Raw genomic sequence first — 22,375 nt, forward strand, 5'->3', positions numbered from 1 at the left:
ATTTTGTATAACAAAGGAGAATTGTATAATGAAAGATTACGAAATTTATTCATTGGGAGATGTCGAGCTACAATCGGGTCAAAAGCTGCCCCAAGCCTTCCTTGCCTATAAAACTTATGGAGCCTTAAATTCTACTAAGTCAAACGTAATTGTCTATCCTACCTGGTTTGCTGGTCAGCATACTGATAATGAGTGGTTGATTGGACCTGGTAAAGCTCTCGATTCGGACAAATATTTTATTATTGTGCCTAATATGTTGGGAAATGGTCTATCTTCCTCACCAAGCAATACACCAGCCCCTTTTGACAGAGGGAATTTTCCGCTTGTAACGATTTATGATAATGTCCGGCTACAACATCGGCTCATAACCGAGAAATTTGGTATTACGAAGATTGCTTTAGTTGTTGGCTGGTCACTCGGAGCACTTCAAACCTTTCAATGGGGATCAAGCTATCCTGAGATGGTCGAGCGCATTGCACCGTTTGGTGGAACAGCAAAGACGAGGCCACATGCACAGCTTGTTTTTGAGGCACTTATCGTAGCCTTGCAAGCGGATTCTAACTGGAAGGAAGGTTTCTATAGCTATCAGCCTACAAGAGGACTTGCAGCGATGGGACGTGCCTATGCTCCTTGGGGGTTTTCTCAGTCTTATTATTTAGAACAGCTCTATCAGGAAGAAGGATACTCAACGTTAAAGGCATATCTAGAAGATTATTGGGATCAAGTGTTCCTTTCCTTCGATGCCAACGACTTAATTGCTGTGCTCCGTACTGGAATCAGCGGGGATATTAGCGCCAATCCTCTAGACAAGGGAAATTTTGAACAGGCATTAAACCGTATTGGCGCTCAAGCACTTGTTATGCCAGGCTCGACCGATCTGTTTTTCCCTCCGGAAGATAATGCATATGAAGTAAAACATATGCCTAATGCTATTTTTCAACCAATCGAATCCAAGTGGGGACATTGCTTTGGAATCGGTCAAAACGAACAGGATTCCCTCGTGATAGACAACCATTTGAAACAATTTTTGCTGTTAACAAATGGCTGATATTTGATTTCTTCAATTAAGTTTGCAATCACTTAAGTAAAGCGTTCTACATCAAGATTTCGTGGAGGTTTGATTTAGCTCTTGACTTTATACCTAACTAGAGGGTATATACTCATAACGAAATAAAAGAAGGAAGGTGAAAAATTGTTCAAAATCAGCGAATTTTCCAGACTTAGTAGAATTCCACTACAAACGTTGCGTTATTATGATCAGCTCGGAATCTTAAAGCCTACCAAAACGGATGAATCCACTGGGTATCGGTACTACTCAGCTGAACAGCTGCTAGAGATTAACCGAATCATCATTTTTAAAGAATTAGGGTTTACACTACAGCAAATCGCGCATCTTCTTCAAGAAGAAATATCTGCTGAACAGATTCGTGGCATGCTTAGGCTTAAAGAAAGTGAAATCGAGCTACTGCTTGAAATCGAAAGATCCAAGCTTTCCCAGATGGTAGGTTTTGGACACCTACTGAAAAGGAACCAATACCGCATTCTTCTCACCTGGGAGTCTTCTGCTGAATGAAGATAAAATAAAAGAGCGTGTTTTTATGATTTGATAAAAACATGCTCCATTTTCATTTTTTAAACTAAAATTTGTTATTTATCTCACCACTATTAAAGGTAGAGACTAAATTTATAATGGCTAATACATCTTCACCCTCTGGATCTATACCGACTTCCACGAAACCGAAGCTTCCGTAAAAATCTTTCGCTACAGGATTATTTGGATTGTAGCAGATTTCAATCTCTTCTAATCCATCTGTTTGTTTAATTTCGTTAAGCGCTAGTTGTAAAGCTTTACGTCCGATACCTTTGTTTTGATAGTTTTTATCTACCATAAATCTCCAAATCGATATTCTCTTAGTTGTTTCAGGCACCCACATGAAAAATCCGACAGGTTTCTCATCTATACAAATTGCGCGTGTTTGATAGGAGGGGTTGAATTTTGATTCAACGAGTGACCACATATTTTCTGCTACATAATCATACTGATTTTCTGCCACAGATAGGTCACAAACATCCTCATAATTATTTTTATCCACATTAGTAAGCGTTATGTTCATTTTTTAATCTCCTATTTTATTAGCAAAAGACAAAGGTTTATAAGTAACAGAGCTTCATACAATAAATCTTGTATTTATTTCTTTGCATGTTTCCCTAAAATAATTTCTGCCATTTTTATTGCATATTCTTCACTATCAAAATCCTCAACATTACTTAGCACCGCAATCGTTAAACGTTCCTCTATGAAGTAGATGAAGTGAGAAGGATAGCCAGCCCAGAGTCCAGAATGCTCCAAGTAGGAACTATTAAAATCTTTACCAATAGACAAGCCAAAAGCATAGTCTTCATTATCTATAATTAGCTCGCCAGTTGAAGAAGTTTTTGGTCCTACCTCCCCCATTCTTTTAACAAGCTCTTTCCCACCAACAATGCCAGTAGCGAAGTTTTGCCCCCATTTTACTAAATCCTCAACATTTGTATGAACCGCTCCATCACCAGTATGTTCCCAAGGACTTTCATAAATTTCAAATTCACCTTGCTCGTTCTTCGTGTACCCACGAGCAATCGGAATATTAGTTGGATAGCTATCCACGATAGTTGTATCAATCATATTTAAAGGACCAAAAATACGTTCCTTCGAAAATTCACGAAGAGATTTTCCACTAGCTATTTCAACTACTAAAGATAATAAAAAATATCCCGTGTTACTATATTCAAATTTTGTTCCAACAGGAAAATCTGCAATTGGATGGCTGGCAAGATGTTCTAGAGATTGTTCAGCAGTTAATTTCTCTTTATCCGAAACCCCTGCTTTTTCAGCTAATTCCATATAATCTACTAATCCACCAGTATGATGAATCAGATGTCTTAGCGTGACAGATTCAGCATATTCCCCAAGAGAAGGTATATACTTTAAAATTGAATCGTCTAAACTTAGTTTACCTTCCTGCTCCAATAACAAAATGGTGAATGCTGTAAACTGTTTAGAGACGGATGCAAGATTGAAAACAGTTTTTGTTGTAATGGGTAATTTCTTTTCTATAGAAGCTAAACCAACTGCCCCCTTATATGTTACACCAGCATCGAAACTCGCAATATAAGCACAGCCCGGTTCGTCTGGTGAAAGGTTGTTAAATAATTGTTGAATTGCTGTATCTATCGTTTGATTACATATACTATTCATATAAATTCACCTCTTAAAAATTTTTTCACCATTTCTCATCACGTTTATAAGAAGCAAAGGTTTCACTTCCATTAGCGTTTTTTTATAGCAATACTAACTTCTGTGACATATTCATCTCTATCTAGTGTGATTAATGCATCTGTATAATATTTTTCAATAAATGGTCCATCTAAACAATATCCATTTAAATGTGCCCAATCATATAAGGCACTATATGCATAACTGATACTGTCATAAATACCTATATGTATTGTATAGATATAATTTTCTTCCTCAAAAAATTTAATTCTAGTATCCTTTTCTTCCTCTTCTACTATTATTGGCTGGCATACTTCTACATCAAACTGCGAATAATTCTCCCCCTCCATTGAATAGAAAATTGCCAAATGTTTACCAACCAAAATTGGATTGGTTTTATTTATGGATATAAGAAGTTGATCAATTAACAACTCCAAGCCTTTTTCATCAACAATTTTTCTTATACAGATAGCATGAAATGATTTTCTGACTCCCCAAAAGACGTCATAGGTGTTAACCCTTTTTATCTTATTATTCGGTTCTATATAAGTTTTCATTTCCTCGATAAGCTGATAATATTCAATCGTTTTTTCATACAATTCAGCAATCTTTTGTTCATAACTTTCTGTAAGGGTTGTGGAATCCATTTCCAAGACATTTTTTATTTCATCAATGGAAAAATGATATTTTCGCAATAATTTTATTTTATTCCCTTTAGAAATATCCTCGTTCGTATAATATCGATAACCATTCGTTTCATCTTTTTTTGGAATTAATAAACCTTTCTCATCATAATATCTAAGCATTCTTTGAGATATTTTATTAATCCGTGAAAATTCCCCGATTTTATACAAGCAAAACACCTCCTTGGTAGCACAACGTTAATCTTCTATCTTATATACATTTCTATATAAGATTTCTCTATATAAAATAAACTCCTCGTTCATTAAAAGTTGAGGATAGCTCATAATTTTTAGCGGTAAATCATCCTGTTCCTTGTGAAGAGGAGGCTGTACATATTCGAAGGAATTAAGGCGAAAACCTAATCGCTCATAAAAGCCTATTCTCCGCTGAGCCAATTCCGTGTCAGGATACTCCACCTCTAAGAGAATGGGCTTTTTTGACTCTTTCATATAAGCGGCCAACATTTTTCCTCCTACTCCACTCCCACGCAAAGCTGGATCGACAGCAATATGTTCTACAAACTGAAACGAAGGAAATTCCCATGCTGCTAAAAAAGCTACAATTTGATTGTTGTTATCTGTTTCCGTAAGTAGACGGTAATGTTGATCGGCCAGCAGCTCCTTCTGTCCCGTATAAGTTCTTCGCTCACTTTCTGGAAACGATTCCTCCATTAGAGCGAAAATTTTATCAAATTCTCTTTCATTCATAATTGCATTTCTCCTTTAACTACTATGCTTAAAATATACAATTTTTAGGAATGGTTTCTATTTAAATAGCAAAAATAACCACTAGATAAAGGGTATTATAAAGCTTCTTTATTTTTTCATAAACCTTTAGATCCCACATAAGCTCCATTAACATTAGCCATAGTTAATTATGACTAACAGAACCCTAATTAAGAAAATTTTCTCTTAATCAAGTGAAGCTTTAACCAGAAGGATTTTACATCCTCTATTGATTAAAGTCTTCACCAGTCAGGAAATTATTAAAGAACATTATAAAGGTTCACACAGTGTGAAACTCAAGACTTTTCATAATAAAAAGGGACACTTCGAAACCTTACTTGGTAGTGGGCCTGATCACTTTTCTCTTGCACCCGAGCAGCTTATGGGCTAACCTGAGTAGTTTTCCAGCCAACCCGAGCAGTTCTTTGACTGACCTGATCATTTTTCGCGTGAACCCGAGCAGTTCCAGAGTAAACCCGATCACTTTTCTCTTAGGACTGAGATTTTTTAACCGACCCGGTTGCTCCTAATGTTATGCTTTCCCATCATTTGCCGTTAACCAATTCACAATTCCTACTATAGAAAATGTAATTAATGCAGTAACAACTGTTATTATAGGTGCTATAGTAATTGTTTTTGCTATAAAAATAAGATACATAATTGGCCCGAGCAATAGAATACTTGATACGGTCCATCCTGCTACTACTACATAATGATACACACCCTTTGCCCATTTTGCTTTTCCTATGATTGGTAAAATCAACAGTAAACTAATGATTGCAGGAATTGTAAATGCGTAGCTAATACCTTTGAAAGTAAGACTCGTAATTACAGCTAATACCATCCATAAAACTTGCGTACTTATCGCGAAATTCACGGTACCAGATTTTTTTGAAACCCACTTCGCCAAAAAGAACGTGAGCACAATAGCTAGTAACATCAGCAATGTAAGAATCAACGGATTATATGTACCAAACATAACGATACCATCTTCATCTAATTCAATGTTGAAAACAATTGTTAGTAGACGAATTAGAAGGAAATAGAAAATGAAAATAGAGACAAGACTACCAATCGACGCTATTAAACTAAAAATTAATCCTTTAATCTGTGTCACTTGCTTGTTAAAGCTGAAGAAGAATATTGCGACTGTTAAGATAAGTAAAACAACCATTAACGGAATTACAAGCTTTTCGGAGTACACAACTAATACTTTTTTCATTATTGGGAAGTAAATCGCATTACCTTTACTATCTTCTAAAGCCTGAAACTCTTTTACGTCCATCATCATAAACCTTTTCACTAAAGGAAGTGCATAGTCCCCAAAATGACGAATTGTTTCCTCGTCACTATTCTCTACACGATCTATCACTGCATGATATGCCTCTAAACCACCCATATTTGCAAAGTTATACCCTAATTTTTTTGTTATTTTTAATTCCGTAAAATCTGTATCATTCGGCATCTTTTTATACATTTCAGAAGCAAATGAGTATGCTACTGGGTATGGAACAGTCTCCTTATAAAATTGCGCCAGCCTTAGATCATTTGAACTCGTTTCAAACATAATCGGTACCCCTGTATTACCTCTTGCCTCGAAATTTAGCATAACACGTACTTCGTCTAAAATATCCGCTCGATCTTGTAAAGCTCTCGCTCCAAGTAAACCAGGCTCTTCACCGTCTGTTAGAACAAAATATATTGTATTTTTAGGTGCTGACATTTGTTTTAAAGCTCTTGCTGCCTCCATAATTGTAACAACGCCATAACCATCGTCTGATGCTCCAGGAGTTTCTATTTCAGAATCATAATGAGCTGTTAATAAAATCGCATTATCATCACTGGATGTTCCTTGGATTTTTGCAATAATATTTTCAACATTCTCTGCACCTATTTCTTTAGCATACTCCTCATCCCTAATATCCTTCACTGGCTTCGATTGAATTTCAACAGGAATATCTAAATCTTGAAAGTGCTTTACAATATAATCTCTTACTTTTTTATTCGCAGAAGAGCCTATAGGATGTGGTTCCTTTGCTACTTCTTTTAAAAAATTTAGAGCTCGGTCCGATGAAAAATCCTTTTCTGTTTCCCCTACTTCTTCTTGAGAAGGACTTAAAAATTGACTAAAACTTATAAAAGACGTTAACAATGCAAGTAATATCGCAAAAATAAGTAACTTTCTTTTTTCCATCTATTTGTCTCCTTATCTTTTACTAGAAATGAAGTTTCATACAAACACTTTTTAATAATTGGTTTATTAAAAACTAACCGAACGGTCAATAAAATTGTACATAAAACTAACCAACCGGTCAAGTATATTAATTTATGATATAATAATTAATAAATGTAACAACCATTCGTTAGGAGGTTCTATAATGATAGATGGTAGGGAAAAAAAGGGAAATAAAACAAAAGAGGCATTACTAAATGCTACTATTTCTTTAATTGCCGAAAATGGTATAGAGGCGCTAAGTGCTAGCAGCGTTGCAAAGAGAGCCAATGTTAGCAAAGCAAGTGTATTTCATCACTTCGGTTCTATGGAAACGATTCAACAAGAGGCTTTTATTTTATCTAATATACTCATGAATGAAGCTTTAGAACAAATTTATAATGAATCTAAAGAAACAGATTCTTTTTCTGATATTATGCTAAAATATTTTCTTTTTTTTATTGATGAAAAAAATAAAGAATACTTACATCTAATTAATGTTCAATTACAATTTGTAGTGAAATCTTCATACGATAAAGAGTTTGATGATCTTATCTTCAATCAGGACAGAGATAAGACACCATTTGATTTATTTGAGGTTTTATTAAATGATTTTTATGGGGATCAATTAACCCCTTCTGACATTGAGCTAATAAATGATTTAATAGTTACTTATTTAAATGGATTTGCGACTTTTTTAATCTCTTTGGAGGACAGAGAATGGATTATTTCATTATGGAAAGAACAAATTAAAATGACCGAAATCTATATTCAATCACTTATTGATAAAAAATAATTTAAAGACAGCTTTCAAAAGTAACGTGCTATAATAAGTTGACGAATCAATTGACAAATTCATTCTTTTATTTTAGCAATCGTCAAAAATGTTGAAAAATTGCTATTAATAATGAATGTTATAATAGGATATAACCATCAATAGTGGGGTGTAATGTATGAAAAAAACAGTGAAAATAGCCTCCTAAATAAAAATTTGAATATTTAGGAGGCAAAGAAAAATGATTTTCAATAAAATTGATCGCAAGAACTGGCAGCGACACGAGTATTTTGAGCATTATATGACCCAACAAACAACGTTTAGTATGACATCTGAAATAGATATTAGTATTTTCTATAAAAACATAAAAGATCATAATTTCAAGTTTTACCCAGCATTTATCTATCTAGTGACAAAAGCTATCAATTCTAATATTGCATTTAGAACGTGTTTTAATAGCCAAGGAGAGTTAGGCTATTGGGAAAAACTAAATCCAAGTTACACGATTTTTAATGAGGAGACAAAGACATTTTCGAGCATTTGGACAGAAACATCGGATAATTTTAGACAGTTCCATCAAGATTACGAAAGTGATGTAACGAATTATAACGGTAGGATACGTTTATTTCCGAAATCCCCAATTCCCGAAAATATTTTTCACATTTCAATGATTCCATGGTGTTCATTTACTGGTTTTAACCTTAACATTCATAATGAGAATAATTACCTTTTACCGATAATTACAGCAGGTAAATTTGTACACAAGCAAAATGCTATTTGTCTTCCTGTTTCTTTACAAATGCACCATGCTGTTTGTGATGGTTACCATGCAAGCTTATTCATGAATTACCTTCAGAGTTTTGCCGATGAATCCTATGGTTGGTTGAATATGACCCACTAAAACCTATTTCTTTTGTAGAAAAGCGTTCCTGTCTAACAAGAACGCTTTTCTGTTATCCCCTTTATGTAAAATTCACTCGACTACTAAACTATTAATTCGTTATTTTTCTCATAACCCATTCTATAGGCCCTCTTTTAAATTTTCTACTCCATAAAACAGAGAATAAAATACTTGCCACAAAAAACAATATCGTAAATACTAGTGAAAATGCTAACGTTTGGTTCTCTAATCTGTTCATTAAGGCTAATAGGCCAACACCAATAAATACATGGCTAACATAATGAGTTAATGTTAATTGTCCTGTTTTAATAAGTGATTTTGTCACCCATTGCTCAGCGAACTTTTCGGCGAAATAAATAGATGCAACGGTGACAATTATCGCCGAAGCGGAATTTGATAAGATATATAAAATATTGGGTGGAATTGGTCCAGTTTGAAACAAATATTCTGCACTGCTTACATCTAATACCGACCGCGATAATCCCATTAACACCTTTGAAAGTACCTCTATTGTTATAAGTAAAAATAAAGAAATAAGCATCATTTTATTTCTTACAGTTTTCTTTGATAAATCAAGTCTGCCAAGGATCATCCCAAGTAAAAAGAAACAAATCCAAGGAAATACTGGATGATACCCATTAAACAAAAGATTTCTTAAAAAACCTTCAATTGTCCAAAAATCAAGATATTCCATAAATGGTTGTTCAGGATGCCATCCTTTTAAATAATTCATCATCACTTGTAGGATTTGTGATGTTATTAAAAAAAGACTAGATATGATAATCATGAACTTTGTAGAGGCTGCGATAAGAAATGATGCAATCAGCATATAAACACCATAATAATGTAGAATATCTCCAGTCCAATCTGCCACATATAAAAGTAAACCTAGAATGAAGAGAAAAGCGGAACGTTTCCATAATTTCACTCTATTATTTTTCATATAAGAATGATTATCCCCAATTCTAGCTTTTCTTGTCATCAAAGCAACCCCAATACCGGCTAGCGTAACAAAAGTAGCCGACGCTCTTCCTTCAAAAAGTCCAGTAAACCATATAAGCCAACTCGGCCCATTTCCTACCGCTCCCATAATAATTTTAAAATTTACTATAAGCATTCCAAACATAGCCAAGGCTCTAGCAAAGTCTAACCCTTCAATTCGTTTTGATTGTAACTGTTTAGTCATAAACGTTCCTCCTTAACCATCCTCTAAATCTTCTAACTGCAAACAAAACCCCAGTCGTATATTTTTAAAGGCTCATTTTATGAATTTACCGACCGGTAAGTAAATACTAATTTATTCTTTTAACAAAATCAAGAAATTTATATTACTCTTTCGTTCTTCAGATGTGGACCTTGTGAAAAAAGAGATAAAACTGAAAAAATATCCGAGCAGGTTTATCTTGAACCGGAGCGATTCTTCTTCTGACCCGAGCAGGTTTAACTTAAACCGGAGCGATTCTTCCTCTGACCCGAGCAGGTTTAACTTAAACCGGAGCGATTCTTCCTCTGACCCGAGCAGGTTTAACTTGAACCGGAGCGATTCTTCCTCTGACCCGAGCAGATTTACCTTGATTCGGAGCGAATTTTTCTCTGACCCGGTCCGGAGCGATTCTACTCTCACCTTAGCAATTTCTTCTTTGTCTGGAGCGATTCTTCGGCTAACTCGATGTAGCTATTGATGGGGAAAATTATGATTGAGAGGCTTTGAAAACGAGCAAATGGAATGCAAAGCAAATATCAATGCTCCGTTACTATGTCCTTGAGACAATAGTTAATTCAGAGTAAATCAAGCAAAAAGATTTTATGTTAATTATATTAACACCAAGAAAAAACCTCATTTTGTGGATTAAAAATGAGGTTTTGCTTTTCCTATTAACAATGTGATGTTAACGGGAACATAAAGTTACCCTTTAGCAATCCTTTTTTCGCTAAAACAAATAACGCATCATCATCATTTGGCATAATGGTTGCTGTCATGCCCTTGATTGTAAAACTAGGTGTAAAATAAAATACCACTTTTTTTGTTGTTTCCTTTACAATACTTGCTAATACAGCTTCCGCATTGTGAGCATTTAACGAAATGATATCGAAAATATGCAGCGTATCTCCTTCTTCTTCCATTAGCACAATCGTTTCTAAATCCTCCACAAAGAAAATAGTCTCATGAAATACTATCGTAAAATAAAACATTAATAAACTTTCATTATGCTCAACATCTAAAATCATTGAGTTAACATGGCGGTTTTTCGCAAATTTTTCAAGTAATTCAAGATCATTGTCAATAGAAAGCTGCTTAACTTTTGCATCTATTTTCATTTGAATGGAACTTTTTGCTAAGTCTAAACTAAACTCACTTTCATCTAGACGTGTAAAGCCGAACTTTGGATAGTAATCCAATACCGTATCATTCGCAAAAAGATACATAAAATCATAGGTATTTTCGTGTTCTTTCATAATATGTAGTATTAATCGCTTCGCCAAGCCTTGATTGCGATAATTTTCATCTGTCATTACAGTACCAATCTGAATGCCTTTATATACTTTATCATTAATAATTACTGACATTTTATTAATTGAAGCATTTGAAATAATCTTACCTTGATCTACAAATGAATATGGTATATAAGTGTCATTCCAATACCCTTTGTTATACCAGCCTCGAAAATCTAATTTGAATGTTTTCATTGCTAAGGCATTAAAGCTTTCCTTCAAGCTTTCATTATTTCGATAATCACTTACTAATTCATATTTTTCCATTTTAATTCCCTCCAATTTTTGTTTCAATCGTTTTTTTGTATTGTATGTATTTTATGGGAATTATCACCTCCTAAAAACAGCAAAAGACTTTATGAGCAAAAACCCATAAAGTCTCTTTATATGCAAACTAAAGTATTGAAGATCAAACCTTATATCTCAGTCTGATTTAATACTTTATTATTTGCTTATATTTGGATTAGACAACATTTGCTTCTCTCATTTATCGCAAAAGGACATCACTAATAAACCTATAATTTTCAAAAATTACAGAATAGTCCTTATTATTAAATTCATTGGAATTTAATTTGCGATAATAAGTTTTAGCATAAAAGTCTAATTTCCCTTCTGTTTTCGGATTGTATTTATTTTACCTTGCATTCTCTTTTTTGTAAAATCTTCTAACTACTGAGTAAAGCTTCAGTGTGTCCTCTTTCATTCTAGTACCAAAAAATATCTTCTTAAAGAATCCATTTTGAAAAAAATTACTCAAAATGGATTCTATCTAACAGAAATAAAAACGTTTGTTTACTAGCTACATAGTGATCGTTTTTGTTGCAACAGTTTGTTGAAATGCCTGATCATGCTCAACAAATACCATTGTGGGATTAAATTTTTGAATTAGCTCTTCAATCTGCATGCGTGAATAAATATCAATAAAATTTAATGGTTCATCCCAAATATATAAATGAGCCTTTTCACATAAACTTTTGGCTATTAGAAGCTTTTTCTTTTGTCCACCAGAATAATGAGAGATATCTTTCTCAAACTGAATACGGTCAAAATCCATTTTACGAAGGATCGATTTAAATAACGTTTCATCAATGTTATGCTCCTCAATAAAGTCCGCTAACATTCCCTTCAAATGAGATGTATCCTGTTGGACATAGGAAATAATAAGCCCCGACCCAAGATTTATTGAGCCCGTATGCTGTATCGGATTTCCTAAAATAAGTTTTAGGATACTGCTTTTCCCGCTACCATTTTTTCCATCAAGTACAATTCGATCACCTTGTTCAACTTTAAAGCTAATTGGCTGATTCACTAGCTGACCATCATATTGTACAGACACATCTGTTAAAGCCAATAGTTGCTTTGACTGAAAGACCAATGGCTCTAATTTTAAGATCTCCGTTTTTTCCACATTTTTTAGCAGTTTTGACTTCTCCTCAATAGCTTTTTGCTGCCTTGATTCTATGTTCTTAGCTCTCTTCATCATCTTTGCTGCTTTATGTCCTACAAAGCCCTTATCTAACTTAGAGCCTGAATTCGTAGTGCCATTTTTGGAAGCTTCCACTTGACTTGACCAGCCTGCTGAACGCTTTGAAGAGTGCTTTAATCTCTCGATGTCCTTTTGTAGACGATGATTGGTTGCCTCTTCGTGTTCCTGCTGTCTATCAAAATTTAACTTCCAAGAAGAATAATTACCACTTTGAACTTCAATATTTGCCCTATTGATAGATAAGATATGGTCAACACAGCCATCTAAAAAGACTCTGTCATGTGAAATTAAAATAAATCCTTTTTTCTTCCTTAAATAATCAGAGACAACCTTTCGAGCATCCGTGTCTAGATGATTGGTAGGCTCATCAATTAATAAAAACTGACCCTCTGCCAAAAAAAGTGCAGCAAGCAACACCTTTGTTTGTTCTCCATTAGATAATGTTTTAAAAGGTCGGTACATAACTTCAGCATCAACATTTAAATAGGATATTTCACGAAGATATTCCCAATCTTCTGCCTGTGGGCAAATTTCTTCAAAAATTTCATAAGTAAACTTATTTTTATCTGAAACTGGATATGGGAAATAAGTAAATTCAACTGATGAAATGATTTTCCCACTATACTCATAATTTCCTAATAATAGGTTAAAGAATGTTGTTTTACCTCGACCATTTCTACCGATAAACCCAAGTTTCCAATCGGTATCTAATTGAAAGTTTACGCCTTCGAAAATATTATCAAAGCTACCTGGATAGGAAAAAGTTAAATCTTGAACTTGTATCATTGACATGAAAATTCCTCCTTTGTATATCAACACTTTTTTCTATTAATACAAAGTCGGTACATCCATCTAGTGTAATACTTCTCCGTATAAGTTTGATGGATATTAACGACTTATACGGAGGTTTACGTGTGTAACAATTGTGTCTGAATCGCTCATTTTTCTCACTCCCTTTATTAGATTTGACAGAATATTGACTATGAGAGAAGCTATTTTGCCTTGGCGTAATTGTTAGCTGCCACTTTGCTTTCGCTACAGATAAACAATACATCCAGAAAGCTGAATGAAGATAAAAAATCCTCCCAATTTGTCATTGGAAGGATTAGTCTTTCACTGGTATTGAATAAGGACTTTTTTGCCATAGGAATCATGACAAATAAAGTAAAAACTGATTGATTGATAAAAATGGACAGACTAATCCTATATTTTGTAGTTTGAAGTTATTGATTTCAACTTAAAATATAGATTAGTTAATCATTGTTCATCCATCAGTCCTCTCATAATTGTATATTTATATTAACAAATTTTTTATAAAAATTCAATTCAGCATCATCTTCATCTAAAAATGCTTAGTGTTTTACTACGCTTAGCCTTCACTTTATCAATGAAATATGTAGCTGAATGTCAAAAGGACAGCAATTTTAAAACATAAAAAGAACTGTAATTTTTCATGTAGTAAATCCAATTTTGAAATTGATTTCCCTTAGTAGTTCTCACTTGCCCTTTTTCCTCCTCTTACTTACAGAATTCTAACTACTATCCCAAACTTTAATCTGATAAAATGTAAAAAGGATTGTCTGAAGGTATAGTCAAAAGAAATAATTTGAATTTTCGTGGGTGATGATTTGAAAATTTCAATAGAAGAAATAAGCCAAGAAGAAGAAGAAGAGATTATTATTAGATGTCATGAGGTTGATCACGAAATAAATGAAATCATAAACAAGCTGAAAACTGAAAATCTTATTCTACTTGGACATCAAAATGATAGTATTCACCGCATTAAGCTTAGTGATATCTATTATTTTGAAGCAGTCGAGGGTAAAGTTTTTATTTACTGCAGAGACAACGTCTTTGAGGTGAAACAAAAACTATACGAACTAGAAGAATTATGCAGAGGAAACAACTGTTTTCGCGCATCAAAATCAACAATTTTGAACATCACTAAAATTTCATCTGTTTATCCGACGATAAGTGGTCGATTCGAAGCGGTGCTGGATAACGGAGAACGTACTGTTATTTCAAGGCAGTATGTGCCTGTTCTAAAAAAAATGCTTGGATTGTAAAAGGTGGATACATATATGAAACTTTCCGAATTTGTACGAGACATCATTAAGGATTTCTTAATTATTTTCGCATCGATAATTATTATTATTACTTTTTTAAGACAAATATATTATCCCAATATGGCCTTTGATTTAAAGTCAATTTATATCATTATGTCATTTTCACTTTTAAGTGCATTAACTGGATTTATTTTATATTCTCCTAATGATCTTAGTGAGAAGAAAATGCGTATAAGAATTATTATTCATTTCTTCACTTTGGAGATTTTATTGATCGTCCTAGGCAGCGCTATTAATATTGTAAATGATGCATTAGGTGTAATCTCTCTAGCACTGCAAATTGCGGTAATTTATATTATTGTTCGTCTACTGTCATGGCAAAATGATAAAAAAGATGTAAAAAAAATCAATGAAAAACTAAAATTAATGAAGAAAGAATTAGGTGAATAGTCAAGAAAATCAATAAGCACTAGTTATCAGATAACAAATTATTGACGGTAAGCATTAGAGCTTACCGTTTTTGCATCTTATTGGCTTGTGAATACAACTTATTGTTTTTCCATATACATCCTTCCATCCGTTTATTATGATGATTTCATAAAAATTATGAGATGGAGGAACAACAATGGGAATTTTACTACTATTAATGGCTTTGATTTTCGAGATTGCTTTTGCATTCTACTGCATAGCGACTAAGAAAAACCATAACAAAATAAAGAATTGGATTAGGATTGCTGTATTTATAGTATTTGTGTTACTTATTGTTTCATCAGTGATTGTCTGGAGTTTTAGCTGGGTAATGCTTGCTATACTACTTTTCTTATTAGCTTTAAATGGGACAGTAGCTCTTATCCTTAAGAAAACAAATAACAAACCATACAAAACTTCTAGCATTGTCTGGAAGTCGATAATGATGATAGTGACATTTGTATTTGTACTTTCACCTGTCATTATTTTTCCACAGTACCCATCACCAAAAGTGACAGGCGAATATGAAGTCGCAACCGCTACTGAGACATTTTACGATGAAGAGCGCATCGAGGAATTTGTAGACACGGAGCAAAACAGATTCGTGAATGTGGAATTTTGGTATCCAAAAAAGGCAGATGGAACATATCCGCTTTTGGTATTCTCACATGGAGCATATGGTATCAAGGAAAGTAACGCCTCTACATTTACTGAGCTGGCGAGCCATGGTTATATAGTCGTTTCCATCGATCATCCTTATCATTCTTTCTATACTCGATCAGAGGATGGAAAAGTCACTATGATCAATTCAGATTTTAAAAATGAAGTGGAAAATGCAAATAAAGGTGTTTACTCGAATGAAGAACGCTATAATATTATCCAAAAATGGATGAAACTACGAACAGACGATATGAATTTTGTCCTTGATACAATACTTGCAAAAGCCAAAAGTGACAATAACCCTATTTATCAACATATCAATACAGAGAAGATTGGTGTGTTTGGGCACTCAATGGGAGGTGCTGCAAGTGTGTGGCTAGGTAGAGCACGCAATGATGTAAGTGCAGTAGTAAATATCGATGCCTCTTTCTTTAGTGAACTTATTTATAAGAAAGAAATCGATGATTTTGTAGCAAATAACAAAGACTTTACGACCCCACTTCTTAACATTTATTCTGATGATGTTTGGAGACAGCTCGATAGTAGTCCCATTTATATCGCAAACAAACTCAATAATGAGCACTTCAAAGAAGCATATACGGTTCATTTCCAAGGGGCAAAACATTTAAGCTTGACCGATTTACCGCTTTTCTCTCCTATACTGGCAAATATTGTGCAACGCGGAAAAGCTGATATTGATAAATTATATTGTATTGAAACTGAAAATGAACTAATACTTGAATTTTTCGACTCCAAATTAAAGGGAATCGGCCAGTTCACTCCTAAAGAGACCTATTGAACAAAAAGTTTTTTGTCATCATAAATTAGGATACGGCTTTGTCTAATACTTGTATAATTATTTTAATAGAGGAAGCCCATTAACTTTAAAATAAAGTCTTGTTGAGCCTCCTCTATTAAACTACTGAAATTATGGAATGAAATATATTTACTGTATAGTCATTGATTACTAATCTAAGGTAGTTAATAATCATAATGAATATACTATTACTAAATGCAATAAATTTTTAAAAATTTAACGTCATGAATTCTTATTGTTATTCTTTACTGTAGCTAACAAATCCCTAATTACATCAATAACAACTTGTGGTCGATCAATATGTATTGCATGTCCAGCATCTTCAACAATAATATGTCGTTTATTCGTTGATAAGTTAGCAAGCTCCCTCTGAAATCTAATCCAAGCAGCCATAGATTCCACTGTATGAAAAGGCTGGAGACCGCCAGTAACGACTATCAATGGAATACTTCCAAAGGATTTAGAAGTACGAACTTGTTCTAAACTTTCTTCAACCTCATTAAGAGAGCCTTCTAAAGTAAATTGATTATAATATGCTTCCTGAACTTCTTTTGAAAATAAAGAAGGCAATATTTTATTTTGATCCTCATGAGTTGAGTCCAAAAGAACTACTCCAGCAACTTCCTCTGGATATGTACTAGCAAATAATCTTATATTTAATCCTCCGAATGAGTGTCCTACTAATACATATGGCGGTTGTATACCTGCTTTTACTAGTAAAATACGTAAATTCTCTACACTTTGCCTACTATGTCGAGGTCTGTTATCTATATCACTTTTTCCAATACCAGCTCTATCATAAATGAACATTTTTGAAAAACTTGATATTTCATCTTTAATCGGATTCCAGTTATCTAAAGTAACTCCATATCCTGAATCGAAAACTAATGTAGGACCTCCATGCTGCTTCCCTAATAATTCATAATATAATTCAATACCACCTATATCTAGTTTTTGTTCGACTTTGTCCTCAATAAATTCACTCATATTCAATCCCTCATCTTCTCCCCTGTTTAGTTCATCTCAAAAAGTTCAATTTGATTGAACTTATCTTAGCATGTAATAATTTTCTTTTCAACACAAAGTTTAATATAATTGAACTAAAATTATAGAATTACAAAGGATGTTGGAAATGAATGAGTTAGGGAAACGAATAAAAAAATTAAGAATAGAAAAAGGAATGACAATATTAGAGCTAGCTGATAATAAAATGTCAAAAGGAATGTTAAGTATGATTGAAAATGGACGTGCAAACCCTTCTATGGAGAGCTTAAAATTCATTGCACGTCAGTTAGGCTGCGATCCTCAGTATTTGTTAGGTAACCCTACTCCTGATGAACTAAAGTCTTTACTTAAGAAATTAGAGGAAGCCTTTGATAAAAACAACGATGAACAGATAATTAATCTAACTCAAAATATATTTGAACAACAGTTTCCTATTTCATTGGAATCTGCCAGAATATTAGATATTTCTGGAAGAGTAATAATAAAGACAGATCAAAATCGAGGAAAAAAGTTGATAGATTGGGCAATAACAATCTATGAACGATTATCTCTTTATAGCCATTGCTTGGCGGCTAAAGTATATGAAGTAGAATACCTTGCAAAAAACGGCAAGTATCATGCAGCTCTAATAATGTTACGAAGTGTTAAAAAAGAATATGAGGAAAAGGCTATAGTAATTGATTTGTTTGTTGATATAGAAGCAAATTTCGTTGAAATGGTCTTACTCTTTGGAATTGGTGAATATAAATCTGGAAAGGATAAACTAAATCAATTAATTGAAATATCAAAAAGAAAAATGGTCTTTTATAAAATGGATAATATCTTCCGAATAGCAGCGTTCCAAGCACTTCTTCATAACAATGAAAAGGACTTTTCCTATTTTATAAAAAAATCTGAACAATTTGCTATTTTTAGTGATAATAATAGGTCCTTAGCTTTTACACTATTACTGCAATCTCATTATTATAATCAAATACCAAAAGATTATGAGCAAGCTCTTTTTTATTTAAATAAGTACGCTATCTTAATGAATGGTAATCTTGGAAATGACTTTTATTATCTTGAAAGAGGTAAAGCGTTATTAGGGAAAAAACAGGTAGATGAAGCATTAAAAGAATTTGAGAAATTTGAGATGCCAAATACAAATAGTTACCCGCTTGAATTATGTATTCTCTACACAGCAGATGCATATAGGGCTTATTGTCTTTTACAGCTAGGAAAGGTAGAAGAAGCACTTATTTTTGCAAAGAGGGCAGCTGATAATATAGATTCGCTACCCGAAACACCTTATCACAATTACATTAAAAACACCTTAGAGTTAGTAAATAAAAATTTGCCAAAATAAAAACCCTAAAATGCGAGTTTAGGCTCTTGTTTTAAAACTACTTTATTTGTTATCAATTAAAAGGAAAAGGTTCTTTTGATACACATTTCGGAGTACCGAATGCCAACAAAAGAACCTTAAATTATATTGTTTTTTAATAAAGTTATATTTAAATTCACTCTAAATTCTTGATTTCACTACATGTTTCAAAAAAAAATTGCCTTGGTTGCTTTGAAACTAGTATCAGATTAAAAACTTTAGTGTCCTATAACTCATCTCATGCTCTTCTAGACCAAATAACCACTGGAATAAGTACTAAGGATAAAAGCCCTCCTGCTAAAGATAGTATTGCATAACTTGCATTTGCTACTACCATTCCTGAAAGAGCACCACCTGAAGCTCCTGCAAGTGCCACTAAAACATCCATTTTCCCCTGCGTTTTTGCACGAGTGGAAGGCTCTGTTGAATCTACTATTTGTGCAGTACCACTAATTAAGCCAAAGTTCCAGCCCAATCCTAGTAAAGAAAGTGCAATGATTAATAACGCCATCGAATCGCTTGGTGCGAATGCTGCTAATAAACCTGCCAATAACAAAGTAATGCCTGAAGCAATACTCATGGCTGTGCGCCCTATTTTATCAACAAGTATTCCTGTAACAAGAGAAGGAAGATACATGGAGCCTACATGAAATCCGATAACAATGCCTACTTCCGTCAGACCATGTCCATGATGCTTCATATGTACTGGTGTCATCGTCATAATTGCAACCATTACAATCTGAGTAAGTACCATAACTGTTGCACCGACTGCTAGACCTCTTTTATTGTTTGTGGGATGGATAGATTGCGTATTAGTTTCAGATGCAGACTTTTGTTTATATGCTTCAATCCTTTTCGCAATTTCTAACGGATCAGGACGCAACATAATAAATAGGACAAGACCCGCTATGATAAATGCTGTTGCTGATAAGATAAATGGACCTGCTAGCGATGGAACACCAATGGATACAGCAAATTTACCCATAATTTCTACTAAATTTGGACCAGCGACAGCCCCAAATGTAGTCATCACCATGGTTGTGCTAATAGCCTTTGCTCGTTGTTTATTAGTTGCTAAATCAGTTCCAGCATAGCGAGCTTGTAAATTGGTTGCGGTTCCTGCTCCATAGATTAAAAGGGAAGCAAATAATAAAATAACGCTATTCATCATGGCAGCCATCACTACACCTATAGCACCTAGACCTCCGACAATAAACCCTGCTGATAAGCCTGTACGACGCCCATAACGCTGTGATACTCTTCCTACAATGAAAGCAGCTCCTGCTGACCCTAACGTAAATAAAGCGGAAGGTACTCCTGCATAAGCATCCGTTCCAAGCATTTGTTGAGCTAAAAGAGCCCCTACCGTAATACCTGCAGCTAGTCCTGCTCCGCCAAATATTTGAGATAGACTAACAACCATCAACACACGCCTATATAGACTTTGTAGCTTTTCGGGTGATTCTATATACTGTTCAACGGAATCTTGTGATTGATTAAACACTTCTCAACACCTACTTTCTATTATTCTCAATTGTTAAAACGGAATCATTTTGTTAGCCCATTCGATAATAAGAGATTTAAACTAGTTATCTCGACTTTAAGCATGTTCCACAAGCCAATTCTACAAATTTATTCTTTAGCGTTTTCACATTAAAACTTGGATGTTCAATTTTTCACATTCTATAGCTTCTCCTATAAAAATATTTTTACTTTTTTATTCATGCAGCATTCGCACACCTTCTCTTGTTCTTTTGTCTCTATAATAAAACCTAATTTCATATGATTATTTTGCTAATTGCTGCCATTTTCTAAAGCCCTCTTCTAATCGAAAAGCATTAATTCCACTTGCCTTCAGAATTTTTACCGCTTCGGCAGACATTAAACAATAAGGTCCTCTACAATAAGCAACAACATCACAATTGGTTGGTAACGATGCTAGATGCGCTTCTAATTCCGCAATAGGAATCGAAACAGCTCCTGGAATATGGGCTTTTTCATATTCCTCCTTAGGTCTTACATCAAGTAACAATACCTCCCCTTTATCCATACGGCTAGCAAGATCTGTTAGGGTGATTCCATCTAATCCAAGTTGATTATTTAAAAACTCTTCCCTTATTTGTTGAACCTGGCTAAGTTGGTTTTCCGATAATGCATGGAATGTGGTTAAAAAATCGGCTATGATTTCATTGGCTAGTTCATAAAAAACAAAATTTCCTTCTTTTTCAAATATGACTAGTCTTGCATTAAATAGTACTTTCAAATGCTGTGATACATTGGCTACTGACATATCCGTATTTTTGGCTAATGCCTCCACAGATTTAGGGCCTTGAGATAAAATATCAAGAATTTCTAATCGTTTTGGACTTGATAAGCATTTCCCTATCCTTGCAAATTCTTGATATAATAAGTCCTTTAAATTTCGTTCGTCCACCATACAAACAAACCACCCTTCAACTATTCAATTAATTTATTGAATAGTTGAATTTTAAGCTTAACACAACCTTTTGTCAAACATGGAAGGGCTTCAGTTGACTTAAATTAATAAATGAAAGGAACAATTATTAAACATATTTTCAGAAAATTATGGGAGGATATAAAAACAGTGAACTCTGTATTTTTTATCTTTCATTGACTTTATAATAAAATATAGTGCGCACTACTAAAAAGTGGAAGGTTGAAAAATATGAAAACAAGTCAACAATTAGTGATAAGTAATTTAGAGGAAAAACTAAAGCTATTTACTCATGCAGTTTCTGGAGAATTGATAAAGGAAGCTAACTATGTAATAGCCAACACAGAGATTCCTACTGATACATTTAATATGTTATTGGCAAAATCCCCTACGGTTCGCAACGAAAACCATATGAAACAAGCAATCAATCATTTTCTTGTAAAAAAGTTTCCTTTTAGTACGTGGGTGGATGCTAATAATCTAAGCAATGACTGGCTACAATTGATAAAGGAACATAATTTAAAGGAAGCTGAACGAAATATTATGATGAAGCTTGACCATACACTTCATACTGGTCAACGAATTTCCAATCATCTTAACATTACACAAGTAAGCAATAAGGAAGGGCTTCTTCAATATAAAGAGGTTTTTCTAAGTTTATTTGAAGGCACACCAGAAAGAAATGCGCTGGAAATTTATTTTCATAAATTCTCACAGGAAAAATTAGCATCAAACGCTCGAATGTTTATTGGTTGTATAATGGAAATGCCTGTAGCTACGGGTTTATTAATCGAAGATAACGATAGCTACGGTATTTATGATGTGATGACAAAAGAAACGTTTAGAGGCAAGGGCTATGGCAGTGAGATGTTTCAATTTCTACTCAATCAAACAATCGATAAACAAAAGCCAGTAGTCTTACAGGCATCAGAGGATGGAAAAAATATTTATAAACGCTTCGGATTTAAAGAAGTTGGAGAAATGATTGTCTTTGAATAAGGGTTAGGTA

Annotated in this window: 19 protein-coding genes and 1 pseudogene; 9 read left to right on the forward strand and 11 right to left on the reverse strand. The window is 33.8% G+C overall.

The window, feature by feature from the left end; all coding sequences use genetic code 11:
- Nucleotides 1-28 precede the first annotated feature (28 nt).
- Both QNH24_RS14725 and QNH24_RS14730 read left to right on the forward strand, forming a co-directional pair.
- Nucleotides 29-1,048: an alpha/beta fold hydrolase gene (locus QNH24_RS14725; protein ID WP_283868325.1), complete on the forward strand. Its 1,020-nt coding sequence runs from the start codon at nt 29-31 to the stop codon at nt 1,046-1,048.
- Between the two features lie 144 nt (nt 1,049-1,192).
- Nucleotides 1,193-1,528: pseudogene (locus QNH24_RS14730) on the forward strand (MerR family transcriptional regulator); the annotation flags it as partial.
- A gap of 109 nt (nt 1,529-1,637) precedes the next feature.
- Here QNH24_RS14730 and QNH24_RS14735 read toward each other — a convergent pair.
- The 5 genes from QNH24_RS14735 to QNH24_RS14755 form a co-directional block, all read right to left on the reverse strand.
- Nucleotides 1,638-2,114: a GNAT family N-acetyltransferase gene (locus QNH24_RS14735; RefSeq protein ID WP_283868326.1), complete on the reverse strand. Its 477-nt coding sequence runs from the start codon at nt 2,112-2,114 to the stop codon at nt 1,638-1,640.
- 74 nt (nt 2,115-2,188) lie between these two features.
- Entirely contained in the window at nt 2,189-3,238 is a 1,050-nt protein-coding gene (locus tag QNH24_RS14740; RefSeq protein WP_283868327.1) for a serine hydrolase domain-containing protein, read from the reverse strand.
- Between the two features lie 71 nt (nt 3,239-3,309).
- Entirely contained in the window at nt 3,310-4,110 is an 801-nt protein-coding gene (locus QNH24_RS14745) for a MerR family transcriptional regulator (protein WP_283868328.1), read from the reverse strand.
- 27 nt (nt 4,111-4,137) lie between these two features.
- Nucleotides 4,138-4,647 carry a GNAT family N-acetyltransferase gene (locus QNH24_RS14750; protein WP_283868329.1) on the reverse strand — a complete coding sequence of 170 codons (510 nt, stop codon included), beginning with the start codon at nt 4,645-4,647 and terminating at the stop codon, nt 4,138-4,140.
- 550 nt (nt 4,648-5,197) lie between these two features.
- Complete coding sequence (locus QNH24_RS14755) at nt 5,198-6,859, reverse strand: M28 family peptidase (RefSeq protein WP_283868330.1); 1,662 nt, start codon at nt 6,857-6,859, stop codon at nt 5,198-5,200.
- Between the two features lie 184 nt (nt 6,860-7,043).
- Here QNH24_RS14755 and QNH24_RS14760 point away from each other — a divergent pair, with 184 nt between their 5' ends.
- Both QNH24_RS14760 and catA read left to right on the forward strand, forming a co-directional pair.
- A complete protein-coding gene (locus QNH24_RS14760; protein WP_283868331.1) occupies nt 7,044-7,673 on the forward strand; it encodes a TetR/AcrR family transcriptional regulator in 630 nt (209 codons plus the stop codon).
- 220 nt (nt 7,674-7,893) lie between these two features.
- Nucleotides 7,894-8,553 (forward strand): type A chloramphenicol O-acetyltransferase, encoded by a 660-nt coding sequence (gene catA / locus QNH24_RS14765; protein ID WP_283868332.1) that lies wholly within the window; start codon nt 7,894-7,896, stop codon nt 8,551-8,553.
- A gap of 91 nt (nt 8,554-8,644) precedes the next feature.
- On the opposite strand, the gene QNH24_RS14770 is transcribed toward catA, so the two are convergent.
- The 3 genes from QNH24_RS14770 to QNH24_RS14780 form a co-directional block, all read right to left on the reverse strand.
- A complete protein-coding gene (locus QNH24_RS14770; protein ID WP_283868333.1) occupies nt 8,645-9,739 on the reverse strand; it encodes a DUF418 domain-containing protein in 1,095 nt (364 codons plus the stop codon).
- Nucleotides 9,740-10,428: 689 nt separating this feature from the next.
- Nucleotides 10,429-11,313, reverse strand: a complete 885-nt coding sequence (locus QNH24_RS14775) for a GNAT family N-acetyltransferase (RefSeq protein WP_283868334.1) — start codon at nt 11,311-11,313, stop codon at nt 10,429-10,431.
- Nucleotides 11,314-11,845: 532 nt separating this feature from the next.
- Nucleotides 11,846-13,324: an Lsa family ABC-F type ribosomal protection protein gene (locus QNH24_RS14780; protein ID WP_283868335.1), complete on the reverse strand. Its 1,479-nt coding sequence runs from the start codon at nt 13,322-13,324 to the stop codon at nt 11,846-11,848.
- Between the two features lie 836 nt (nt 13,325-14,160).
- On the opposite strand from QNH24_RS14780, the gene QNH24_RS14785 reads away from it, so the two are divergent.
- From QNH24_RS14785 to QNH24_RS14795, 3 genes are all read left to right on the forward strand, one after another.
- Complete coding sequence (locus QNH24_RS14785) at nt 14,161-14,598, forward strand: LytTR family DNA-binding domain-containing protein (RefSeq protein WP_283868336.1); 438 nt, start codon at nt 14,161-14,163, stop codon at nt 14,596-14,598.
- Nucleotides 14,599-14,613: 15 nt separating this feature from the next.
- Nucleotides 14,614-15,048, forward strand: a complete 435-nt coding sequence (locus QNH24_RS14790) for a DUF3021 family protein (RefSeq protein WP_283868337.1) — start codon at nt 14,614-14,616, stop codon at nt 15,046-15,048.
- 175 nt (nt 15,049-15,223) lie between these two features.
- A complete protein-coding gene (locus QNH24_RS14795; protein ID WP_283868338.1) occupies nt 15,224-16,525 on the forward strand; it encodes an alpha/beta hydrolase family protein in 1,302 nt (433 codons plus the stop codon).
- A 240-nt stretch (nt 16,526-16,765) separates the two neighbouring features.
- Here QNH24_RS14795 and QNH24_RS14800 read toward each other — a convergent pair whose 3' ends face one another.
- The gene (locus tag QNH24_RS14800) at nt 16,766-17,530 is read right to left on the reverse strand and encodes an alpha/beta fold hydrolase (protein WP_283868339.1); all 765 of its coding nucleotides are present in this window, start codon (nt 17,528-17,530) and stop codon (nt 16,766-16,768) included.
- Nucleotides 17,531-17,675: 145 nt separating this feature from the next.
- Here QNH24_RS14800 and QNH24_RS14805 point away from each other — a divergent pair, with 145 nt between their 5' ends.
- A complete protein-coding gene (locus tag QNH24_RS14805; protein WP_283868340.1) occupies nt 17,676-18,893 on the forward strand; it encodes a helix-turn-helix domain-containing protein in 1,218 nt (405 codons plus the stop codon).
- 256 nt (nt 18,894-19,149) lie between these two features.
- Here the strand turns inward: QNH24_RS14805 and QNH24_RS14810 are convergent, their stop codons facing one another.
- Complete coding sequence (locus tag QNH24_RS14810) at nt 19,150-20,334, reverse strand: MFS transporter (RefSeq protein ID WP_430675514.1); 1,185 nt, start codon at nt 20,332-20,334, stop codon at nt 19,150-19,152.
- Nucleotides 20,335-20,697: 363 nt separating this feature from the next.
- Entirely contained in the window at nt 20,698-21,345 is a 648-nt protein-coding gene (locus QNH24_RS14815; protein ID WP_283872855.1) for an ArsR/SmtB family transcription factor, read from the reverse strand.
- A gap of 252 nt (nt 21,346-21,597) precedes the next feature.
- Here QNH24_RS14815 and QNH24_RS14820 point away from each other — a divergent pair, with 252 nt between their 5' ends.
- Nucleotides 21,598-22,365, forward strand: a complete 768-nt coding sequence (locus tag QNH24_RS14820) for a GNAT family N-acetyltransferase (protein ID WP_283868342.1) — start codon at nt 21,598-21,600, stop codon at nt 22,363-22,365.
- The last annotated feature ends 10 nt before the right edge of the window (nt 22,366-22,375 follow it).

Source organism: Lysinibacillus pakistanensis (genome assembly GCF_030123245.1).
Taxonomy (GTDB): Bacteria; Bacillota; Bacilli; order Bacillales_A; family Planococcaceae; genus Lysinibacillus; species Lysinibacillus pakistanensis.